This is a genomic window from Streptomyces sp. NPDC001056, assembly GCF_053598955.1.
Genome location: NZ_JBSFLI010000027.1, coordinates 60,939 through 79,821 on the forward strand (window position 1 = coordinate 60,939; position 18,883 = coordinate 79,821).

General features: G+C 73.1%; 21 protein-coding genes. 16 read left to right on the forward strand and 5 right to left on the reverse strand.

Annotated features, from left to right (window positions below):
- Positions 1-45: 45 nt before the first annotated feature.
- The 7 genes from ACWDD7_RS27610 to pqqE all read left to right on the forward strand — a co-directional run bounded on the left by ACWDD7_RS27610 (position 46) and on the right by pqqE (position 5,544).
- Complete coding sequence (locus ACWDD7_RS27610; RefSeq protein WP_450459407.1) at positions 46-507, forward strand: MSMEG_3727 family PQQ-associated protein; 462 nt, start codon at positions 46-48, stop codon at positions 505-507.
- An 18-nt stretch (positions 508-525) separates the two neighbouring features.
- A complete protein-coding gene (locus ACWDD7_RS27615) occupies positions 526-2,226 on the forward strand; it encodes a PQQ-dependent dehydrogenase, methanol/ethanol family (RefSeq protein WP_450459408.1) in 1,701 nt (566 codons plus the stop codon).
- Positions 2,227-2,272: 46 nt separating this feature from the next.
- Positions 2,273-2,368, forward strand: coding sequence for a pyrroloquinoline quinone precursor peptide PqqA (gene pqqA / locus ACWDD7_RS27620; protein WP_285555765.1), 96 nt, complete (start codon positions 2,273-2,275; stop codon positions 2,366-2,368).
- 100 nt (positions 2,369-2,468) lie between these two features.
- Positions 2,469-3,356, forward strand: a complete 888-nt coding sequence (pqqB, locus tag ACWDD7_RS27625; protein ID WP_450459409.1) for a pyrroloquinoline quinone biosynthesis protein PqqB — start codon at positions 2,469-2,471, stop codon at positions 3,354-3,356.
- A 4-nt stretch (positions 3,357-3,360) separates the two neighbouring features.
- A complete protein-coding gene (gene pqqC, locus ACWDD7_RS27630) occupies positions 3,361-4,059 on the forward strand; it encodes a pyrroloquinoline-quinone synthase PqqC (RefSeq protein ID WP_450459410.1) in 699 nt (232 codons plus the stop codon).
- A gap of 5 nt (positions 4,060-4,064) precedes the next feature.
- Positions 4,065-4,421 (forward strand): pyrroloquinoline quinone biosynthesis peptide chaperone PqqD, encoded by a 357-nt coding sequence (gene pqqD / locus ACWDD7_RS27635; protein WP_450459411.1) that lies wholly within the window; start codon positions 4,065-4,067, stop codon positions 4,419-4,421.
- Positions 4,414-5,544 carry a pyrroloquinoline quinone biosynthesis protein PqqE gene (gene pqqE, locus ACWDD7_RS27640; RefSeq protein WP_450459451.1) on the forward strand — a complete coding sequence of 377 codons (1,131 nt, stop codon included), beginning with the start codon at positions 4,414-4,416 and terminating at the stop codon, positions 5,542-5,544. Before pqqD ends, pqqE begins: the two co-directional genes overlap by 8 nt.
- Here pqqE and ACWDD7_RS27645 read toward each other — a convergent pair.
- The 3 genes from ACWDD7_RS27645 to ACWDD7_RS27655 form a co-directional block, all read right to left on the reverse strand.
- On the reverse strand, positions 5,541-6,080 hold the full coding sequence (locus tag ACWDD7_RS27645; RefSeq protein WP_450459412.1) for a manganese efflux pump MntP: 540 nt from the start codon (positions 6,078-6,080) through the stop codon (positions 5,541-5,543). The genes pqqE and ACWDD7_RS27645 overlap by 4 nt on opposite strands.
- A 120-nt stretch (positions 6,081-6,200) precedes the next feature.
- Positions 6,201-7,778: an acetyl-CoA hydrolase/transferase family protein gene (locus tag ACWDD7_RS27650; protein ID WP_351871657.1), complete on the reverse strand. Its 1,578-nt coding sequence runs from the start codon at positions 7,776-7,778 to the stop codon at positions 6,201-6,203.
- Positions 7,778-9,658, reverse strand: coding sequence for a propionyl-CoA synthetase (locus tag ACWDD7_RS27655; RefSeq protein ID WP_450459413.1), 1,881 nt, complete (start codon positions 9,656-9,658; stop codon positions 7,778-7,780). The genes ACWDD7_RS27650 and ACWDD7_RS27655 overlap by 1 nt, the downstream gene beginning before the upstream one ends.
- Positions 9,659-9,870: 212 nt before the next feature.
- Here ACWDD7_RS27655 and ACWDD7_RS27660 point away from each other — a divergent pair, with 212 nt between their 5' ends.
- The 4 genes from ACWDD7_RS27660 to ACWDD7_RS27675 all read left to right on the forward strand — a co-directional run bounded on the left by ACWDD7_RS27660 (position 9,871) and on the right by ACWDD7_RS27675 (position 13,427).
- Positions 9,871-11,004, forward strand: coding sequence for a GAF domain-containing sensor histidine kinase (locus ACWDD7_RS27660; RefSeq protein WP_351871663.1), 1,134 nt, complete (start codon positions 9,871-9,873; stop codon positions 11,002-11,004).
- On the forward strand, positions 11,001-11,645 hold the full coding sequence (locus ACWDD7_RS27665; RefSeq protein WP_351871666.1) for a response regulator transcription factor: 645 nt from the start codon (positions 11,001-11,003) through the stop codon (positions 11,643-11,645). The genes ACWDD7_RS27660 and ACWDD7_RS27665 overlap by 4 nt, the downstream gene beginning before the upstream one ends.
- A gap of 78 nt (positions 11,646-11,723) precedes the next feature.
- Positions 11,724-12,629 (forward strand): N-acetyltransferase family protein, encoded by a 906-nt coding sequence (locus ACWDD7_RS27670; protein WP_450459414.1) that lies wholly within the window; start codon positions 11,724-11,726, stop codon positions 12,627-12,629.
- 231 nt (positions 12,630-12,860) lie between these two features.
- On the forward strand, positions 12,861-13,427 hold the full coding sequence (locus ACWDD7_RS27675) for an Rv1733c family protein (protein WP_450459415.1): 567 nt from the start codon (positions 12,861-12,863) through the stop codon (positions 13,425-13,427).
- A gap of 54 nt (positions 13,428-13,481) precedes the next feature.
- On the opposite strand, the gene ACWDD7_RS27680 is transcribed toward ACWDD7_RS27675, so the two are convergent.
- Together ACWDD7_RS27680 and ACWDD7_RS27685 are read right to left on the reverse strand one after the other, a co-directional pair.
- Positions 13,482-14,387 (reverse strand): universal stress protein, encoded by a 906-nt coding sequence (locus ACWDD7_RS27680; protein WP_450459416.1) that lies wholly within the window; start codon positions 14,385-14,387, stop codon positions 13,482-13,484.
- A 49-nt stretch (positions 14,388-14,436) separates the two neighbouring features.
- Positions 14,437-15,273 carry a CBS domain-containing protein gene (locus tag ACWDD7_RS27685; protein ID WP_351871678.1) on the reverse strand — a complete coding sequence of 279 codons (837 nt, stop codon included), beginning with the start codon at positions 15,271-15,273 and terminating at the stop codon, positions 14,437-14,439.
- Between the two features lie 157 nt (positions 15,274-15,430).
- Between ACWDD7_RS27685 and ACWDD7_RS27690 the strand changes: the two genes are divergently transcribed.
- Genes ACWDD7_RS27690 through ACWDD7_RS27710 form a run of 5 tightly spaced genes read left to right on the forward strand, consistent with a single transcriptional unit; the run spans position 15,431 to position 18,845 of the window.
- The gene (locus tag ACWDD7_RS27690; protein ID WP_450459417.1) at positions 15,431-15,868 is read left to right on the forward strand and encodes a hypothetical protein; all 438 of its coding nucleotides are present in this window, start codon (positions 15,431-15,433) and stop codon (positions 15,866-15,868) included.
- Positions 15,865-16,794 (forward strand): hypothetical protein, encoded by a 930-nt coding sequence (locus tag ACWDD7_RS27695; RefSeq protein ID WP_450459418.1) that lies wholly within the window; start codon positions 15,865-15,867, stop codon positions 16,792-16,794. The genes ACWDD7_RS27690 and ACWDD7_RS27695 overlap by 4 nt, the downstream gene beginning before the upstream one ends.
- Entirely contained in the window at positions 16,781-18,217 is a 1,437-nt protein-coding gene (locus ACWDD7_RS27700; protein ID WP_450459419.1) for a V-type ATPase 116kDa subunit family protein, read from the forward strand. The genes ACWDD7_RS27695 and ACWDD7_RS27700 overlap by 14 nt, the downstream gene beginning before the upstream one ends.
- Positions 18,202-18,615, forward strand: a complete 414-nt coding sequence (locus tag ACWDD7_RS27705) for an ATP synthase subunit C (RefSeq protein ID WP_450459420.1) — start codon at positions 18,202-18,204, stop codon at positions 18,613-18,615. The genes ACWDD7_RS27700 and ACWDD7_RS27705 overlap by 16 nt, the downstream gene beginning before the upstream one ends.
- 2 nt (positions 18,616-18,617) lie before the next feature.
- Entirely contained in the window at positions 18,618-18,845 is a 228-nt protein-coding gene (locus ACWDD7_RS27710; protein ID WP_351881660.1) for a hypothetical protein, read from the forward strand.
- Positions 18,846-18,883 lie beyond the last annotated feature (38 nt).

The following is an 18,883-nucleotide window of genomic DNA, read 5'->3' on the forward strand; positions in this document are numbered from 1 at the left end:
AGGTAAATTCGACCAGCGGTTATCGACGAGGAGAGTGAAGCCCCGATGACGACCACGCGGGAGCGAACCGACCTGCTGGACCAGATCGGGTTGAACGCACAGAACAAAGCGGCGCTGGGCCAGGTACTGGGCACCGGAAGCATCGGCCGCGCCGCCGAAGAGCCGGACGGCCACATGCGGGCCACTATTCGCATCAATCCCGATGAGCTTTCCTGGGATCCCTCCATTCTGGTCATGCCGCATGGAGGAGACATCGAGCTCGAACTCGTCAATGACGACCTGAACACGCACTGCGCGCTTCTGCCGAGCAACGGTGACCGGAAGTTCATCTGGCTGGTGAACCATTCGCGCGGACACGCGCACCTCAACCTCGACGGACCGGGCTACTACTGGTTCGGCTCGCCCACGGGCAATGACGAGGGCCGGGGACTGACCGGGTCCATCGTCGTGCTCGGGGACGCTCCGCCGGAGGCCCGCCTCGACCGTCCGGAACAGCCGCGACCGTAAGGGAAGGAGGCGGAGCGCATGACCGTCGACTACGTGGACGCGGGCGAGGCCGTCGACCAGGGCAACCTGAGCGGCAAGGTCGCGGGCGGAGAGGTCGCGCCGCCGGTGGTGGCCGACGTCGGCTACGAACGCATTCTGCGGGCCCGCGAGGAACCCCAGAACTGGCTCACCTACTACGGCGCCTACAACGGGCAGCGTTTCAGCACGCTGGACCAGATCAACACCGAGACCGTCAAGCACATGGTCCCCGCGTGGGTCTTCCAGGCCGGCACCACCGGTCTGATCGCCGGCGCGTCGACCTACTCCTTCGAGGCCGCCCCGATCGTCGTGGACGGGGTCATGTTCCTGTCCGGCTGGGACGGCTGGGTCTGGGCCCTGAACGCGAAGACGGGCACGGAGATCTGGCGGTACAAGCACGCGGTCCCCTTCGACGTGTCCTTGTGCTGCGGGAACGTGAACCGCGGCGTCGCGGTGGCCCAGGGCAAGGTCTTCTTCGTCACGGCGAACGCCCGGCTGATCGCGCTCGACGCCACCACCGGCAAGCAGGTCTGGTCCAAGACCTACGGCGACGTCCGGGCCGGCGAGAGCGCCACGGTCGCCCCGCTGATCGTGAAGAACATGGTCATCGTGGGCAGTTCGGGCGGCGAGTTCGGCGTGCGCGGTCATCTCGACGCGTTCGACCTGGAGAGCGGCGAGCACCAGTGGCGCTGCTACACCGTGCCGAAGCCCGGGGAGCCGGGTGCGGAGACCTGGCCGGCCGACGGCGAGGCCTGGGCGCGGGGCGGGGCGAACTGCTGGCTCACCGGCACCTTCGACCCCGAGACGAACCTGCTGTACGTGGGCACCGGCAACCCGGCGCCCGACTTCGACGGAGCGGTCCGCGAGGGCGACAACCTGTTCACGGACAGCATCATCGCCGTCGACGTGGACAGCGGTCAGATCCGCTGGTACTACCAGTGCACCCCGCACGACCTGTGGGACTACGACAGCATCGCCGAGTGCATCCTGTTCGAGCAGGGCGGGCGCAAACTGCTGGGCCACTTCGACAAGAACGGCTACTTCTTCGTCCTCGACCGCACGAACGGCGAGCGGGTCTCGATCACTCCCTTCGTGGACCGCATCACCTGGGGAGCGATCACGCGGGACGGCCAGGTGACGGCCAAGCTCTACCCGGACGAGGAGGGCGTCCCGGTCCACTTCTACCCCGGCCCGGCCGGTGCCAAGGAGTGGACGCACGCGTCCTACAGCCCGAAGACCGAGCTGTTCTACGTCCCGGTCCAGGACACCGGTGCCACGGCCACCCGGCGGCGCCGGGAGTTCAAGGAGAGCATCCCCTACTGGGGCGCGGGCGTTCAGGTGGACATCGAGGACATGGCCGGTTCCGTCAGCGCGTTCGACGCGAGCGGCGAGGAAAAGTGGCGCTGGCGCAACGAACTGCCGATGTGCGCCTCGACGTTGGCCACCGGCGGCGACCTGGTGTTCGCCGGGGAGCCCTCCGGTGAGTTCGACGCGCTCGACGCCCGCACCGGGGAGCCGCTGTGGAAGTTCCAGTGCGGCAGCGGCCACCACAGCAGCCCGACCACCTACATGGTCGACGGAAGGCAGTACGTCGCCGTGCCGGTCGGCTGGGGCGGCTGGGCCGAGGGGTTCCTGCCCGGCATGCTCGGCGCGGGGCACGGAAGCGCCCTGTTCGCCTTCGCCCTTCCGGAATCGTCGTAGCGCGTGACCGGAGCCTGCCGCGATGGGGCAGAGAGGAGGTGGATCCATGGAGTGCGAGCTCGCCGTGTGGGAGACACCGGAGTTCGACGAGATCGTGGTCGCGGCCGAGGTGACGATGTACCTCGCCCGGCTGGAGGAGTAGCGGACGTAAGGAGCGGTCCGTCGGGGTGGCGCCGGAACCGATCCGGCGCCACCCGGCACTCGGGCCCTTGGACGTCCCTACGGCGGACGGAGGTGCCGTCATGTTGCTGCGTGTGCTGGGCTCGGCGGCGGGCGGCGGGTCCCCGCAGTGGAACTGCGGCTGCCCGGTGTGCGCCGCGGTCCGTTCGGGGGCCGGTGTCCCGCGCACCCAGTCGTCGGTGGCGGTCAGCGCCGACGGCCGCCGGTGGTTCCTCGTCAACGCCTCTCCCGACGTCCGCGCCCAGATCGAGAGCTTCCCCGGGCTGCGTCCGCGCGAGGACCGTACGACGCCGCTGGAGGCGGTGCTGCTCACCGACGCGGAGCTGGACCACACGCTGGGCCTGCTGATGCTGCGCGAGGCCCACACCCTGCTGCTGTACGCCACCCCGGCGGTGCACAAGACCCTGTGGGACGGCTCGGGGATCCTGCGCACGCTGGAGCACTACTGCCCGGTGGAGTGGCGCTCGGTGATCCCCGGCACGGACTTCCCCCTGGCGGACGGCCTGTCGTGCCGGGCTTTCGACGTGCCCACCACCAAGCACCCCCGGTTCGGCGGCGGCCCGGAACCCGACCGTGTCGTGGGGTACCGGCTGACCGACGAGCGCACCGGCGGAACGCTGGTGTACCTGCCGGCCGTGCAGGCGCTGACCCGGGCGCTGCGCAGGGAGATCGAGGGCTGCCCATGCCTGCTGATCGACGGGACGTGCTGGCGCGACGACGAACTGGTGCGGCTCGGCCTGGCGCGAAAGACGTCCCGGGAGATGGGCCATCTGCCCCTCGACGGACCGGACGGCAGCCTGGCGCAGCTCTCGTCCCTGGGCGTGCGGCGGACGATCTTCGTGCACATGAACAACACCAATCCGGTCCTCCTGGAGGGCACGCCCGAGCGGCGTACCGTGGAGGAGTACGGCATGGAGGTTGCCATGGACGGCCTTGAGGTCCAGGTGTAGTGCCGTGACGACGACGGCCACGGCAGCGAGCGCGGACGGTTTCGTGGAGGCGCTGCGAGCCCACTCGCGGCGGTACCACGACCAGCACCCGTTCCACGTACGGATGAACGCCGGCCGCCTGAGCCGCGAACAGGTCCGGGGCTGGGTCGCGAACCGCTTCTACTACCAGGAGAACATCCCCCGCAAGGACGCCGCGATCCTGTCCAACTGCCCCGACCCGGAGGTCCGCCGCCGCTGGGTCCGGCGCATCCTCGACCATGACGGCACCGCCGCCGGGGAGGGCGGCATCGATGCCTGGCTGCGCCTCGGCGAGGCCGCCGGGCTGGGCCGCGAGGAGCTCCTGGACCACCGGCATCTGGTGCCGGGGGTGCGGTTCGCCGTTGACGCCTATGTGAACTTCGCCCGGACCCGGCCGTGGGTGGAGGCGGTGGCGTCCTCGCTCACCGAGATGTTCGCGCCCGACCTGATGGCCGCGCGGCTGGCCGGGTTCGAGCGATGGTACCCGTGGATCGCCCCCGAGGGCCTCGCCTACTTCCGGGCCCGTCTCGAACAGGCCCCGCGGGACTGCGAACACGCCCTGGAGGTGGTCACCGCCCACTGCGTGACCGCCGAGTCGCGGGCGCGCGCCGTGGACGCGCTGTCGTTCAAGTGCGACGTCCTGTGGAGCCTGATGGACGCCGTCGACCAGGCCTATCCGGAGTGACGATCATGGACGCGACCCCCACCGGAACGCACCGGGCGAGCACCGTCGGGGTGGCCGGCTCGGACCGGCCCCGGCTGGCGCGCCATGCCCGGCTGGGCTTCGACCGGACCAGGCAGCGCCGGATCCTGCTGCACCCCGAGGCGGTAGTGGTGCTGAACGACACCGGTGCGGCGGTCCTCGACCTGTGCGACGGCCGGCGCACCGTCGCCGCGATCGTGAGCGAACTCGGCGGGCGCTACCAGCGCGTTCCCGAGGCCGAGGTACGGCAGTTCCTGTCGCGGCTCGTCGCCCGGCGCTATGTGGAGCTCGGCGAAGGGCGAGGCGAGGGGGCAGGCGAGGGGGCAGGCGATGGCGATGGATAGCCCGTTCGGTCTGCTCGCCGAGCTGACGTACCGCTGCCCGTTGGCGTGCCCGTACTGCTCGAACCCGCTGAACCTGGCCGACTACGGGGACGAGCTGACCACCGAGGAGTGGCTGCGGGTACTGACGGAGGCCGGTGATCTGGGGGTGCTGCAGTGCCATCTGTCCGGCGGCGAACCGCTGCTGCGACGCGACCTGGTGGCGATCGTGGCACACGCCCATGACCTGGGCCTTTACACCAACCTGATCACCAGCGCCCTGGGGTTCTCGCGGGCGAGGGCGGAGGAGCTGCGGGCGGCGGGCCTGGACCATGTGCAGGTCAGCGTCCAGGCCGACGAGCCCGCGATGTCCGACCGGATCGCCGGGGTCCCCTCCTTCCGGCGCAAGGTCGAGGCGATGGGCGTGGTCAAGGAGCTGGGCTGGCCCCTGACCATGAACGTGGTGCTGCACCGGTACAACATCGACCGTGTCGCCGAGGTGCTCGCGCTGGCCGAGGAGGTGGGCGCGGACCGGGTGGAGCTGGCCAACACCCAGTACTACGGCTGGGCCTGGCGCAACCGCGCCGCGCTGCTGCCGAGCCGGTCGCAGCTGGAGGCGGCCGAGGGTGTCGTACGGGCCGCGGGCGCGCGGCTGCGGGACCGGATGGACATCATCTACGTCATCCCGGACTACTACAGCCGCTATCCGAAGCCCTGCATGGGCGGTTGGGCATCACGGCAGCTGACCATCACGCCGAACGGCGACGTCCTTCCGTGTCCGGCCGCCCAGCCGCTGCCCTTGCCGCGGGCCAGTGTGCGCGAGGACCCGCTGGAGCGGATCTGGACCGACGCGCCGGTGATGAACGCGTTCCGGGGGACCGACTGGATGCCGGAGCCCTGCCGCTCCTGTCCCCGGCGGGAGGTGGACTTCGGCGGGTGCCGCTGCCAGGCGTTCCAGCTCACCGGCGACGCGGCGCGCACCGACCCGGTCTGCCATCTGTCGCCCGACCACGAGCTGGTCACCCGGGCGGTCCAGGCCGCCGACTCCCCGCAGGGCGCCGGCCGTCCTCCGCTGGTCCCACGCCCGCACCAGGTGCGTCGACCGGCCGGGCGCGCGGGCCGGCCGCCGAACACGCGCGTGCGCTAGCCGCCGGACACGAGCGGCAGCGCCGCTGCGGCGATGATCAGGGTGACGCCGCTGAGCAGGTCCGAGCGGACGCGGACGAGGCGTGCAGCGGCGCGGCCGAGGCGCAGGCCGAGCAGGGACATCCCGGCCGTGATGAGGCCGAAGGCGGCGGCCGACAGCCAGGGCGAGAGTCCGAGGATCCCGAGGCTCGCCCCGGCGATCAGGTTGTCCAGGCTCAGCGTCAGCGGGATGCCGAACAGGGCCCACGGGTGGTCGAGTTCGTCCGGCTCGGGGTGGCGCAGGGACGAGACGACGAGGTAGAGGCCGTACCCGCCGAGCGCTGCGGCGCCCACCACATCCGCGTAGCCCTCGATCGACTCCCCGATCTCGTGGCCCACCAGCAGCCCGATCAGGGGCATGACCGCGTCCCACAGTCCGAAGGTCCCCGCGACCTGCACCGCGCGTCTCAGCCCGAAGGGGACGGTGCCGAGCACAATCGATACCCGGAAATTGTCGAGACTGAGTACAAAACCCAGGCCCAGCATTTCCCAGATCATGAACGACATGATATCTCGGGCGGCCCACCGGATAAACCCGGCGGGCCGTTCCCGAGCGATATTCACTCAGCGAATTCCGTGATTACCGTTCGCTTTTCGAAGGTGATCCGGTCCCGTCGTTCAGCGCATGGAACCGGTCCTCATGAACCGTGTGTGCCAGGACAGGGACTCCTCCAGCAGGTGCGGGGTGTGGCGGCCGTAGGAGGAGTGCAGGGCGCGGTCGTAGTAGTCCTGGAGGGCAGGCCGGAAATCCGGGTGGGCGCAGTGGTCGATGATGCGGCGGGCACGCTGCTTGGGCGACAGACCGCGCAGGTCGGCGAGGCCCTGTTCGGTGACGATGACGTCCACGTCGTGTTCGGTGTGGTCGACGTGGGACACCATGGGCACGATGGCGGAGATCGCGCCCTGCTTGGCCCGCGAGGGGCTGAGGAAGAAGGAGATCAGACCGTTGCGGGCGAAGTCGCCGGAGCCGCCGATGCCGTTCTGGACGCGGCTGCCCATGACATGGGTGGAGTTGACGTTGCCGTAGATGTCGGCCTCGATCATGCCGTTCATGGCCAGGCAGCCGAGCCTGCGCACGACCTCGGGGTGGTTGCTGATCTCCTGGGGGCGCAGCACGATCTTGTCGCGGTACTCCCCCGCACGGGCGTTGAACCGCTCGGCCGCCTCCGGGCTCAGCGAGAAGGCGGTGGCCGAGACGCCGACCAGTTTGCCGGTGTCGATCAGGTGCAGCATGCCGTCCTGGATGACCTCGGTGTAGGCGGTGAGGTTCTCGAACGGCCCCTCGCCGAGCCCGGCGAGCACGGCGTTGGCGACGTTGCCCACGCCCGACTGCAGCGGAAGCAGGTTCTCCGGGAGACGGCCCCGCTCGACCTCGTGGGCCAGGAAGTCGAGGACGTGCTCGGCGATCCGCTGGGAGGTGTCGTCCGGCGCGGAGAACGGGGTGTTGCGGTCGGGGGCGTCGGTCGGTACGACCGCGATGATCTTCTCGGTGGGGCACCCCAGGTACGGGACGCCGATGCGGTCGGTGGGCCGGATGATGGGGACGGGCGTGCGGTGCGGGGGCAGGGCGGTGCCGTAGTAGATGTCGTGCATGCCCTCCAGCTCGGCCGGCTGGCGGGAGTTGACCTCCAGGATCACGGCGTCCGCGCGCTCGATCCAGGTCTTGTTGTTGCCGACCGAGGAGGACGGGATGAGCCGGCCGTCCTCGGTGATGCCGCTGACCTCGATGACGGCGATGTCCAGCGGCCCGAGGAAGCCCTGCCAGACCGTCTGGGCGACATGCGAGAGGTGCATGTCGAGGTATTCCATCCGCCCCTCGTTGATCTCCCGGCGGGTGGTGGGGTCCGACTGGTAGGGCAGGCGCAGTTCGATGCCCTCGGCCTCGGCGAGCACGCCGTCGAGTTCGGGAGCGGTGGAGGCGCCCGTCCACACGTTGACCCGCATCCGCTCGCCGCGCTCGCTCGCGGCGGCGATGCGGTCGGCGAGGGCCTGGGGCACCGCCTTGGGGTAGCCGGCGCCGGTGAAGCCGCTCATGCCGACCGTCGCGCCGGCCGGGATCAGCGCGGCGGCCTCCTCGGCGGTCATGATCCGGCCGGCCAGCCGCGCGTCCTGGATCCGGGACGCGGCGGGGTGCGCGGCCGGCCTGCCGGCACTCGGCGCCCCGGCGGTCGCACGGGTCGGGTCTTCGGTCAGCATCAGTTCTCCTTGCGCAGCACGAGGCGCAGTGATTCCAGTACGGCGGGGTCGTCGATGGTGGCCGGCACCGGAGCGTCGTCCCCGTTGGCGAGCGAGCGCATGGAGGCGCGCAGGATCTTGCCGGAACGGGTCTTCGGCAGGGCCGCGACCACCGTGACGTCCTTGAGCGCGGCGATCGGGCCGATCCGGTCGCGCACCGCCTGGATGATCTCCCGCTCCAGTCCGCCGGGGTCGCAGGTGGCGGTCGCCTTGAGCACCACGAAGGCGCGCGGCACCTGACCCTTCAGCGCGTCGTACGCCGCGATGACAGCGCATTCGGCGACATCCGGGTGGGAGGCGACGACCTCCTCCATCGCGCCGGTGGACAGCCGGTGCCCGGCGATGTTGATCACGTCGTCCATCCGGCCCATGACGAAGACGTAGCCGTCCTCGTCGCGGTATCCACCGTCGCCGGTGAGGTAGTAACCAGGATAGCGGGACAGGTACGACTCCACGTAGCGCTCGTCGTCGCCCCACAGGGTGGTGAGCGTGCCGGGCGGCAGGGGCAGCCGCAGGGCGATGGCACCCTCCTCGCCCGCGGGGCGGTCGTTGCCCTCGAAGTCGAGGATGCGCAGGTCGTAGCCCGGCATGGGCACGCTGGGCGAGCCCGCCTTGACCTCCATCGGCTCCAGTCCCCGCGGGTTCGCGGCGATCGGCCAGCCCGTCTCGGTCTGCCACCAGTTGTCGATCACGGGCACGCCGAGTGTCGTGCGGGCCCAGTCGTAGGTGTCCGGGTCGAGGCGTTCGCCGGCCAGGAACAGGCAGCGGAAGCTCGCCATGTCGTACCCGGCCATCAGCTCGGCGTGGGGGTCCAGCTTCTTGATCGCGCGCATCGCGGTCGGGGCGGTGAGCATGGCCTTCACACGGTGGTCGGCGATGACCCGCCAGAAGGCGCCCGCGTCCGGGGTGCCGACCGGCTTGCCCTCGTAGAGGACGGTGGTGGCGCCGACGAGGAGGGGGGCGTAGACGATGTACGAGTGCCCGACGACCCAGCCCACGTCGGAGGCGGCCCACCAGACGTCGCCGGGGCCGATGTCGTAGACGTTGGCCATGCTCCAGGCCAGGGCGACCGCGTGCCCGCCGTTGTCGCGCACCACGCCCTTGGGGCGGCCCGTGGTGCCCGAGGTGTACAGGACGTAGAGCGGGTCGGTGGCGTCGAGCGGCTCGCAGTCGGCCGGCGTGGCGGAGGCCATCGCCTCGTCCCAGTCGACGTCGCGCAGGGACAGCTCGGCCTGCACCTCGGGGCGCTGGAGGATCACGCTGATGTCCGGCGCGTACTGGGCCAGCAGCAGCGCCTGGTCGAGCAGGGGCTTGTAGGGGATGACGCGGCTGCCCTCGATGCCGCAGGACGCGGACACCACGACCTTGGGGCGGGCGTCGTCGATGCGCAGGGCGAGTTCCCGCGGTGCGAATCCGCCGAAGACGACGGAGTGGACCGCGCCGAGGCGCGCGCAGGCCAGCATGGCGACGACCGCCTCGGGCACCATCGGCATGTAGATGACCACGCGGTCGCCCCGGCCGACGCCGAGGCCCCGCAGCACGCCCGCGAACCGGGCGGTGAGCCGCAGGAGCTCGTCGTAGGTGTACTCGGCCGTGGTGCCGGTGACGGGGCTGTCGTAGATCAGCGCCGTGCGGTCACCGTGGCCCGCGGCGACATGCCGGTCCAGGGCGTTGAAACAGGTGTTGATCCTTCCGTCCGGAAACCACCGGTACAGAGGTGCCCGTGCGTCGTCCAGGACGCTCGACGGTTCCTCGTACCAGGTGAGCGCGGTGGCGGCATCGCCCCAGAAGCCCTCAGGGTCGGTGATGCTGCGCTGGTACTGCTCGCTGTAGACGCCCATGTGCGTCGTCACTCCTCGGGGTAGCACGCGTGGACAGCCCGCCTGTCCTGCGGAGGGAGCGCGACCTGCCGCTCCAGGATGCTCGGCGGCTCGGCGTCGCACCCGGGTACCTCGGCCGGTGACAGGCATCATCGGGCCGAGGCGCAGGTCGTACCACCTCCATATGGAGACCCTCCTCGCGTTTTCGCCAGTCTGAGTGCGACAGTGTTCACATGAGCAGGAACACGCGGGAGCCTCGCGGTGCGGGCCGAGTCGACTGGGAACCCTCCCACCTGGTCGCGCTGCTGGACCGCAGGGTCGCCCTTCGGGAGGCGGCACGCCAGGTCTGCGCGCTGACCGGCGCCGATGTCGCGCTGATCGGCGAGATGGAGGACACGGGCGTCGCGGTGGTGCGGTCCTGGGCCGGCACCCACCACACCGGACTGCACAATCTCGTCGTCCCCACCGGGCTCGGTCTGGGCGGCAAGGTGCTCGCCACGAACCGCCCCTGCCGTGTCCACGACTACGCGCGCTCCCGCAGCATCACCCATGAGTTCGACGACCCGATCAACGCGGAGGGCATCCGGGCCATGCTCGGTGTGCCGATCCAGCGCGGCGACGAGGTGCTGGGGATGGTCTACGCCGCCTACCGCGACCCCGGGGACTTCGGCACCCGCGCCACGGCCGCGCTCACCCGGATAGCCGACGCCACGGCGCTCTCCCTCGCGGTCGCCGAACTGGCGGACGCCCGGCGCGAGGCGGACACCCTCGCGGAGCGGCGCCGGATCGCCGTCGCGCTGCACGACTCGGTGGGGGCGATGCTCTTCACCGTCGGCGCGCAGGTACGGGATCTGCGGTCCGACGGCGACACCACGCCCGAGCTGGCCGAGCGGCTCGGCACGGTCGAGCGGGGGCTCGCGGAGGCGTCCACGGCGCTGCGCCGGTCGCTGGCCGCCCTCAGCGACCTGCCCGCCGGCCGTTCGCTCGCCGCCACCGTGACCGCCGACTGCGCGGCGTTCGAGGAACGGACCGGGGTCACCGCTCGCGCGATCACCCTCACCCCCCTGCCCGAGCCGGACCCCGCCCGGTTCCGTATCCTGCTCGGCGCGATACGCGAGGCCCTGCTGAACGTCGAGAAGCACGCCCGGGCCGCGTCCGTCGTCGTGACCCTCATGGCGGCCGACGGGGAGCTGACCGCGGTGGTGTCCGACGACGGCGTGGGCCTCGCCGGGTCCCTGACACCATCGGTCGGCGGCATCGGGCTGGGGGCCGTGCGCGAGCGCCTGGAACGACTGGGAGGAGACGTGCAGGTCGTGGAGAACGACGACGCCGGGGTCACCGTACGGATCCGGATGCCGCTGCGGTGACCGCTTCCCGTTCCCGGCAGCCGGTCCGGGTCCTCGTGGCCGACGACCACCCGGTGGTGTGCGACGGCGTGAAGCTCCTCGTCCGCCACGACCGGCGGATCGACCTGGTCGGCAGCGCGCAGACCGGCGCGGAGGCCGTACGACAGGCCGTGGCGCTGCGTCCCGACGTCGTGCTCCTCGACCTCCGGCTCCCCGACATGCTCGCCCCCGAGGTCATCGACCGCCTCCACGAGGAGGCTCCCGGCGTGCGGGTCCTGCTCTTCACCGCGTACGGCGACCACGCGGGGGTCCGCACGGCCCTCGACCACGGCGCCGACGGCTGCCTCCTCAAGGACGCCGCGACACCGGACCTGACGACGGCCCTGCACAAGGTCGCCGCCGGCACCCCCGTCCTCGATCCCCGCCTCTCCGCCCCCGACGACGCCGACCTGCGCCGCCACCTCCAGGAGGCCGGCATCACGCGCCGCGAGTACGACGTGCTCCGCCTGGTCGCCATGGGCCGCACGAACCCGGAGATCGCCGCGGAACTCAACCTGGCGCGGAACACCGTGAAGACGTATCTGCAGGCGGCGATGCACAAGCTCGGGGCGCGCAACCGGGTGGAGGCGATCGCGAAGGCCGGGGAGGCGAGACTGTTGTGAGGCGCGGGAACGCGCTGCGCGGCCTCGGCGTCCGGATTCGCTGATCAAGGTTCATGACAACGTGACTAATGTGACCGGGTGACGGAATTCAGCTTTCTGGATGACACCACGGCCTGGCGGAAGGACCGCGAGCGTCGGCTCGTCGCCTCCTACTCGGCGGCCGGGCTCGGGGCGGCCGCGGCCGAGAGGTACGTGGACAAGGGCCGCGCCCTCGTGGGCGACTGGACGGTCGCCGGGATCATGGACGCCGGGGTCCGGGTGGGGTTCGTGGCCGTGAGCGTGGCAGAGGACAAGGGGGTGCTCGCGGGGCGTATCGGGGATCTGCACATCGACGCGGACCACGCCGGACGGGGGCATGAGCAGGCCGCTCGGGAGTGGGCGCAGGCATGGTGCGCAAAGCGGGGCGCGCGCCGGGTGGGTGTCCGGCTCGTCGATCCCGCCATGGCCGAGGTGTTCGCCGGTTACGACGTCCACGGGCAGGTCAGGGCGCGGCGCGTCGAGGCCCCGCCGGAGCCGCTCGGCGGGGTCACCGCGCGGCCGATGACACAGGACGAGTACGCCGACTGGCTCGCCCCTGAGAAGCACAGCTATGTCGGCGACATCGTCCGGTCGGGTGCCATGAGCCACGAGGATGCCGTACGCAAGTCGGACGACGACTTCACCGCGCTGCTTCCCGAGGGGCTGGCGACACCGGAGCACACCTTCCTCGTACTGGAGGCGGCGGGCGAGCCGATCGGCACGGAGTGGCTCAGGCACGCGTACCTGCCCGGGGTCACCTACGTGTACTCGCTGCACGTCCACGAGGAACACCGCGGCAAGGGCCACGGGCGGGCCGCGATGGCCGTCGGCGAGCGGACCACGTTCGCGGCCGGTGACGCGGCGCTGATGTTCACGGTGTGGGGCGGCAACGAGGTGGCCATGAACCTGTACACGAGCGCGGGGTACCGGGTCGTGGAGGAGGACCGTTCCGTCGAACTGCCCTGACGGATCGGGCGGCGGGCCGTCCGCGCACCGCGGATCATGCGCCGGAACGCAGAGCACGGCCGGCCCCGGTATGCGCCCAGGTGCGCCGCCGGAAGGGACTCATGGCCCCACCCCGCGCCGATTCCGGTCCCGGGCGGCCCGCCGCGGAGGTCCCTTCGCCCCTGTCCGCGCGACCCCCGCCGGAGGCACCGTCGGAGTCGAAGGGGTCGGCACGAGGCGGAGGTCTCCTTGATGAGCGGCTTGATGAGCGGCAGACGGCATCTGTGGCGGTGGCGGCGCAATCCGCTGCGCCGGCGCGAGGACGTCGTGGAGGCATGGATCGTACTGGCCGTGTGGGTGCTCGTGGCGGTGGTCGGTGCCGTCGCCGCGCCGCTGGCGTTCCGCGCCGCCGAGCACCGGTTCGCGGAGCAGCGCGCCCACCGGCATCCCGTACGGGCGGTCCTGATGGACGACGCGCCCCACGGCGTCACCGCGGAGTGGTCGGCGGACGGGCGGGTCCAGGACGCGGTGCGCTGGGTGGCGCCGGACGGCACGTCCCGTACCGGGCGCACGCTGGTGGACCCGAGTCTCCCGGCGGGCGCGACGGTGCCGCTGTGGCAGGACGACCGGGGCCGGCTCGTCACCACGGCGCCCACGAAGCCCGGCGAAGGACGCGTCGAGGCGGGCTTCCTCGCCGTCGGCGCCGCGCTGGCCGCCGCGGCTCCGCTGCTGGGCGCGGGCGCCTTCGCACGGGCGCGGCTGGACCGGCGTCGTCTGGCCCTGTGGGATCGGGAATGGGACCTGGTGGGGCCTCGGTGAGGAGCGTCCCTGCCAGCCGTCGCCCCGGTGCCGGCGAACACCGGGGCCCGGTCGTCAGCTGTGCGGGACGACCGCGACCGGGGCGGCGATGTGGTGCAGGGCGGAGTGCAGGACGTGGCCGAGGTGGAATCCGAAGGTACGGCTGCGGATGCGGCGGCCGACGGCCACGAGGGAGGCGTCGCGGGAGTGGTTGACGAGGACCTGCGCGGCGCTTCCGCAGCGGCTCGCCTCGATCACCTCGACGTCCGGGAACTTCTGCCGCCAGGGCCGCAGCACCTTGCCCAGGAGAACGGCCTGACCGCGCTGTAGGTCGTTGTAGAGTTCGGCGTCTCCGTAGAAGCGGTAGAAGGAGGTCGGCGGCTCGGGCCAGGCGTGCACGGCACGCAGCGGGACCTTGCGGCGCGCGGCGGCGTCGAAGGCGAACTCCAGCAGTGCGTCGGCCGGTTCCTCGATGTCGAGGCCGAGCACGACGGGGAGGGAAGGGAGGGAAGGCCCCTCGTCGGACGCTTCGGACGGCGCGCCCGCCGTCTGCGACTCCTCTCCCGCCCGCACGAGCACCACCGGGCGCTCGGCGCGGGCCACGACGGCGAGGCTCACCGAGCCGACCAGGAACCCGCCGAGCCTCCCGAGCCCCCGGGAGCCCAGCACCAGCAGCTCCGCGTCCCCCGCCGCCTCGCACAGCACGTCGGCCACGGTCCCCGTGAGCTGCGCGGTGGTCACCTCGACGTCCGGATGCCGCGTCCGGATGCCGGCGGCGGCCTCCTCGGCCATCCGCTCGGCCCAGCGCCGGTAGCTGTCGACGTCGAACAGCGGAGTCCGTGCCGCCATTCTCGGCGTGGGCTCCTGGACGTACACGATCTTCAGGGGCAGGTCGCGCAACAACGCCTCGCGGGCCGCCCATTCGGCTGCGGTCCGGCTTTCGGGCGAGTCGTCGATGCCTGCGGTGACGGTTCGGGACATGGTCCGCGCCTCCGGGGTGAGTTCCGGCACCGGCGTGATGCCGCCGACGTCAGGGCCCGGTGAGGAGGTTCTTCACCTCGACCACGTCGGTGATCCTCTCGACCTCCGCCAGCAGGCGCTGCGATGTCGCCGCGGGCATCCGTCCGGTCAGTTCCACGATGCCGTCATGCACGGCCACCTGCACGGCGTCCCGCTCGCCCGGCGGGCAGCAGGCTCGCACCACGGCCTCCACGTCCGCCCTGATACCGGCGTCGTCCCTGATGAGCGCCTGGAGCAGGGCGTCCCTGCGCACGACGCCGACCAGCCGCCCCCTGCGGTCGGTGACCGGCATCCGCTTCAGCCGGGACAGCGCGGCGAGCCACGCGGCCTCGGCGACGGTCGCGTCCGGCAGCACCGTGATCGCGGGGCTGGTCATCAGGTCGGCTGCCGTCTCGCCGCGGGCCTTGCCGTGCACCCGGCGCTCGCGCAGCCTGCCGACGGGTCCGGGCCGGTGACCGGACGCCTCGAAGGCGACCTTGGCCAGCAGGTCGGACTCCGATACGACGCCGATCACCTGGTCCTCCTCGTCGATCACCGGCAACGCACCCGCCTGCTCACGGGCCAGCACCCGGGCGATGTCGCGGTACGGCAGGTCGGCGCGCACATACCCGGCCGGTACGTCCATCACCTCGCGCACCACGAGCCGGCCGGTCCCGGGCGGGGCCATGGGCCGCTTCGGCGCCGCCGGCGCGCCCTCCTCGGCCGCGTGTCCGGCCGCGGCCGTGGCGACGGCACCCAGGTAGCGGAGCAGCACATCCTGCCGGGCCGCTTCACCGGGACTCCAGCGACGGCCCGGCGCCTCCCGGCGGGCATCGGTCTGGGCGGAGAGATTCTCGTGCGCTTCCACGGCGGCCTCCTCGGTCCATCGGCTGCCTACTGTCCCAGTCTCGCGCGCCCGCGGCCCGTGCCAAGAGCCGAACGGCCCTGGGGGCCGACCGACGACCGTGCGGGGCGGGGCGGGAGCGGTGAGACTGAAGGGGCAGCCGACCGGCAGGAGGCCGCCGATGACCCTGCGGGACTTCCTGGAACGGTTCCGTCCGAGGGGTACGCCGGGAGCGTCCGCCGCCGGCGTACCCGCCGACCGCACGGCGGAGCGCACGGCGGAACTGGAGCCCGCCCTCGCCCGGCTGGCGGATGCCCAGGAACAGGCGGCGCGGATCCGGGCCGACGCGCAGGAGGCCGCCGCGGCCCTGCGCCGGGACGCCGCGCGCGCGGCGGAGCGTGTCGTGGCCGCCGCCCGGGAGCGGGCTCCCGCGGTGCGCCGGCAGGCGGCCGAACCCGTGGTGCGGGAGGCGCGCCGGGAGGCCGACGCCCTGCGCGCCGCCGGGGAGCGCACCGCCGCGGAGATCCGCGCGCGGGCGGCGGAGCGCATGCCGGCCCTGGTGGATCTCGCGGTGGCCGACGCGCTGCGCCCGGCGGGCGGGTCACGAGGGGCCCCATGAGCGCCGGCTGGGTCGCCGCGGCGGTGCGGGCCCGGGAACTCGCCGGCAAGTGTCCGGGGCCGGACAGTGCCCGGGAGATCGCGCGCGGCCCGGCCCTGGGCGACGCCCTGCGGCTCCTGGCACCGACGCCGTACGGGCGGTACGCGCGCACGGCGGTGGACCTGCCCGGGGCGCAGCGGGCCGTGGCCGCCACGGCCCTGTGGCAGCTGCGGGTGCTGGCCGGATGGCTGCCGCCGGGCGGTGCCCGGCTGCTGGTTCCGCTGGCCGCCGGGTTCGAGATCGCCAACGTGGCGGCCCTGCTGCCCGCACCGGACGGCCGTCCCGACAGGGCCCCGGAGCCGTACCGGCTGGGGGCGCTGGAGACCGCCTGGCGGAGCCTGGAGCGTGCGGGGACGCCCACGGAGCTGCGGGCGGCGCTCGCCGCCTCGCCCTGGGGCGACCCGGGGGCCGACACGCCCTGGGCCCTGGTCACGGGCATGCGGATGGCCGCCGCCCGGCGCACCGCTGCCGCCGTACCGGCCGCACGGCGCTGGGCGCGGGGGCGCGCGGCGCTGCTGGCGGCGCGTGAACGGTTCGTGCACGGCCGCTCGCTGCCGGCGCCCGTACGGCGCGACGCGGCACGGCTGCTCGGGCCCCGGGCGTCGGACGCCGCCTCCTACCAGGACTTCCGCGACCGCCTGGGGCCATCGGCTCGCTGGGTGCTGGCGGGCGTCGAGGAGCCGGACACGCTGTGGCGGGCCGAGACCCGTTGGTGGCGGACGGTGCGCGCCGAGGGCGCGGCGCTCCTGCGGGAGGGCCGCCACGGGCCCGGGGTGGTCGTCGGCGCGGTCGCCGTGCTGTCCGTGGACGCCTGGCTGGTGCGGGCGGCTCTGGAGTCGGCGGCCCGCGGCGGCCGGGCCCGGGAGGCGTTCGATGCCCTGGTCTGAGGCGATGGCACCGGTCCGGATGCGCCGCGTGGCGGTGGTCGTGCCGCGGACCGCTCTGCGGGACGCGCTGGTGCGGATCGCGGAGGAGGGCTGCGTGGAGCTGGACCGCGCCGAGGAGTCCGCCCCGGGGGCGGCGGGCGCCCGGCTCCAGCGGGTACGGGGGCGGGGTGCGGGGGCCGAGAACGCCGCCCCGGCCGTCCTGGCCGCCGCCGCCCCCGACCTCGATCTCCTCGAACAGCGGGGCGACGCGGCCCTGCTGGCGGGCGAGGCCCAGTTGGAGGAGCGGGTGGCCGCCGCCGTGCACAGGGGGGAGGTCGCCGCGCTGGCCGGGTGGTGCCCGGCCGCCGAGGTGGCCCGGGTCGCGCGACGGCTGGCCGAGGTGGGCGGTGCGCTGCTGCCCCTGCCGTCGCCGCGCGGCACCGATCCCCCGACCCAGCTGCGGCCGCACCGGACCGCGTCCTTCACCCCACTGGTGACGACGTACGGCACCCCTGCGTACGCGGACCTCGATCCGTCGTGGCCCGCGGGGCTCACCTATGTCGCGATGTTCGGAATCATGTTCGGCGACGTGGGGCACGGGGCGCTGCTGCTGCTCGGCGCCCTCGCACTGCGCCTCGGCCGGCCCCGCCGGCTGGCCCGGCTGGGACGGCTGTGGCCCTTCCTGGCGGGCGCGGGTGTCGCCTCGATGCTCGCGGGCGCCGCCTACGGCGAGTTCTTCGGGCCGACGGGGCTGCTGCCGGTGCTGTGGCTGAGTCCGACGGCCGAGCCCGCGCGGCTGCTGGCCGCCGCGGTGGTCCTCGGCGCGGGTCTGCTGGCCCTCGCGCATGCCTCGGGAGCCGTGAACCGGGTGCGGGAAAGCGGCTGGGGCGCGGGACTGTGCGCGGCCTCCGGCGGTGCCGGGCTGCTGTTCTACCTGGGGCTGGCGTCGGCCGCGGGCGCCCTCGTCCTGCACCGGACGGCCCTGTCCATGGCCGGTGCCGCGCTCGCGGCGGCGGGGCTGGCGCTGGTGGCGGTCGGGCTGTACCGGGCCACGGCGGGCGGCGGCGGGGGACTCGCCGAGACGGTGGTACAGCTGTTCGACATCGTCATACGCGCGGGCACCAACACGCTGTCCTTCGCCCGGCTCGCGGCCTTCGGGCTCACGCACGCCGCGCTGGCCGGCCTGGTGTGGCGCGGCACCGCGGCACTGGCGGGGCGGGGTGGCGCCGCGGTCGCGGGCGCCGTCCTGCTGTTCGTCGTGGGTACGGCCGTCACCTTCGCCCTGGAGGCGCTGGTGGCCGGTGTGCAGGCCCTGCGGCTGGAGTTCTACGAGCTGTTCTCCCGGCTCTTCGGCGCGGAGGGCCGCCCGTTCCGTCCCTGGCGGGTTCCCCCGGCGGAATCCGCCGACCCCGCTGCGAAGGTGGTCCCATGCTCACCTGGCTGATCGTGCTGCCGGTCCTGGTAGCGGTCCTCGGCGCCGTCCGGTTGCTGCGCCGGCGCCGCACCGGACATGCCTTCCGCTGGCTCCTGGCCACGAACCTCGCCCTGCTGGGGGGTGCCCTGGTCGTCCTGGGCGCGGCGCTCACGGGGCCGGCCAGTGCCTCGGCGCAGGCCGCCGCGGGCGGCGGGGCCAACGGGTCCGCCCTGATCGGGGCGGCCATCGCGGTGGCCGGCGCGTCGATCGGGGCCGCGATCGCCGTCGCGTACACGGGCGCCGCGGCGCTGGCCGCGCTGAGCGAACGGCCGGAGATCTTCGGCCGGGCGATGGTGGTCGTCGGCCTGGCGGAGGGCATCGCCGTGTACGGGCTGGTGGTCGCGATCCTGCTCATCGGGAAGGCTTGACGATGGGCACCGTCGCCGCCATCGGCGCCCGCGTCGCCGTGGGCGGGCTGGCCCTGGCCGGGGTCGAGGTCCGCGTCGCCGAGGACGCGGACGCGGTACGCCGGGCCTGGCGGACGCTGCCCGGCACGGTCGCCCTGGTCGTCCTCACGCCCGAGGCGGCCGACGCGCTGGGCGCCGAGACGACGACGCCGGCGCCGAACCGGCCCATGACGGTGGTGATGTCCGCATGAACGCCCCCGCGCTCCGCGCCCGGCCACGGCACCCGGCG

Excerpts from the sequence above, each read along its gene's own strand:
- ACWDD7_RS27650 (WP_351871657.1), bottom strand. The coding sequence starts at position 7,778 with ATGCTGACCGAAGACCCGACCCGTGCGACCGCCGGGGCGCCGAGTGCC.
- ACWDD7_RS27710 (WP_351881660.1), top strand. The coding sequence starts at position 18,618 with ATGGGCACCGTCGCCGCCATCGGCGCCCGCGTCGCCGTGGGCGGGCTG.
- ACWDD7_RS27705 (WP_450459420.1), top strand. The coding sequence starts at position 18,202 with ATGCTCACCTGGCTGATCGTGCTGCCGGTCCTGGTAGCGGTCCTCGGC.
- ACWDD7_RS27690 (WP_450459417.1), top strand. The coding sequence starts at position 15,431 with ATGACCCTGCGGGACTTCCTGGAACGGTTCCGTCCGAGGGGTACGCCG.
- pqqE (WP_450459451.1), top strand. The coding sequence starts at position 4,414 with ATGGATAGCCCGTTCGGTCTGCTCGCCGAGCTGACGTACCGCTGCCCG.
- pqqB (WP_450459409.1), top strand. The coding sequence starts at position 2,469 with ATGTTGCTGCGTGTGCTGGGCTCGGCGGCGGGCGGCGGGTCCCCGCAG.
- ACWDD7_RS27615 (WP_450459408.1), top strand. The coding sequence starts at position 526 with ATGACCGTCGACTACGTGGACGCGGGCGAGGCCGTCGACCAGGGCAAC.
- pqqA (WP_285555765.1), top strand. The coding sequence starts at position 2,273 with ATGGAGTGCGAGCTCGCCGTGTGGGAGACACCGGAGTTCGACGAGATC.
- pqqD (WP_450459411.1), top strand. The coding sequence starts at position 4,065 with ATGGACGCGACCCCCACCGGAACGCACCGGGCGAGCACCGTCGGGGTG.
- ACWDD7_RS27680 (WP_450459416.1), bottom strand. The coding sequence starts at position 14,387 with ATGTCCCGAACCGTCACCGCAGGCATCGACGACTCGCCCGAAAGCCGG.
- ACWDD7_RS27675 (WP_450459415.1), top strand. The coding sequence starts at position 12,861 with ATGAGCGGCTTGATGAGCGGCAGACGGCATCTGTGGCGGTGGCGGCGC.
- ACWDD7_RS27700 (WP_450459419.1), top strand. The coding sequence starts at position 16,781 with ATGCCCTGGTCTGAGGCGATGGCACCGGTCCGGATGCGCCGCGTGGCG.
- ACWDD7_RS27695 (WP_450459418.1), top strand. The coding sequence starts at position 15,865 with ATGAGCGCCGGCTGGGTCGCCGCGGCGGTGCGGGCCCGGGAACTCGCC.
- ACWDD7_RS27660 (WP_351871663.1), top strand. The coding sequence starts at position 9,871 with ATGAGCAGGAACACGCGGGAGCCTCGCGGTGCGGGCCGAGTCGACTGG.
- ACWDD7_RS27610 (WP_450459407.1), top strand. The coding sequence starts at position 46 with ATGACGACCACGCGGGAGCGAACCGACCTGCTGGACCAGATCGGGTTG.
- ACWDD7_RS27645 (WP_450459412.1), bottom strand. The coding sequence starts at position 6,080 with ATGATCTGGGAAATGCTGGGCCTGGGTTTTGTACTCAGTCTCGACAAT.
- ACWDD7_RS27655 (WP_450459413.1), bottom strand. The coding sequence starts at position 9,658 with ATGGGCGTCTACAGCGAGCAGTACCAGCGCAGCATCACCGACCCTGAG.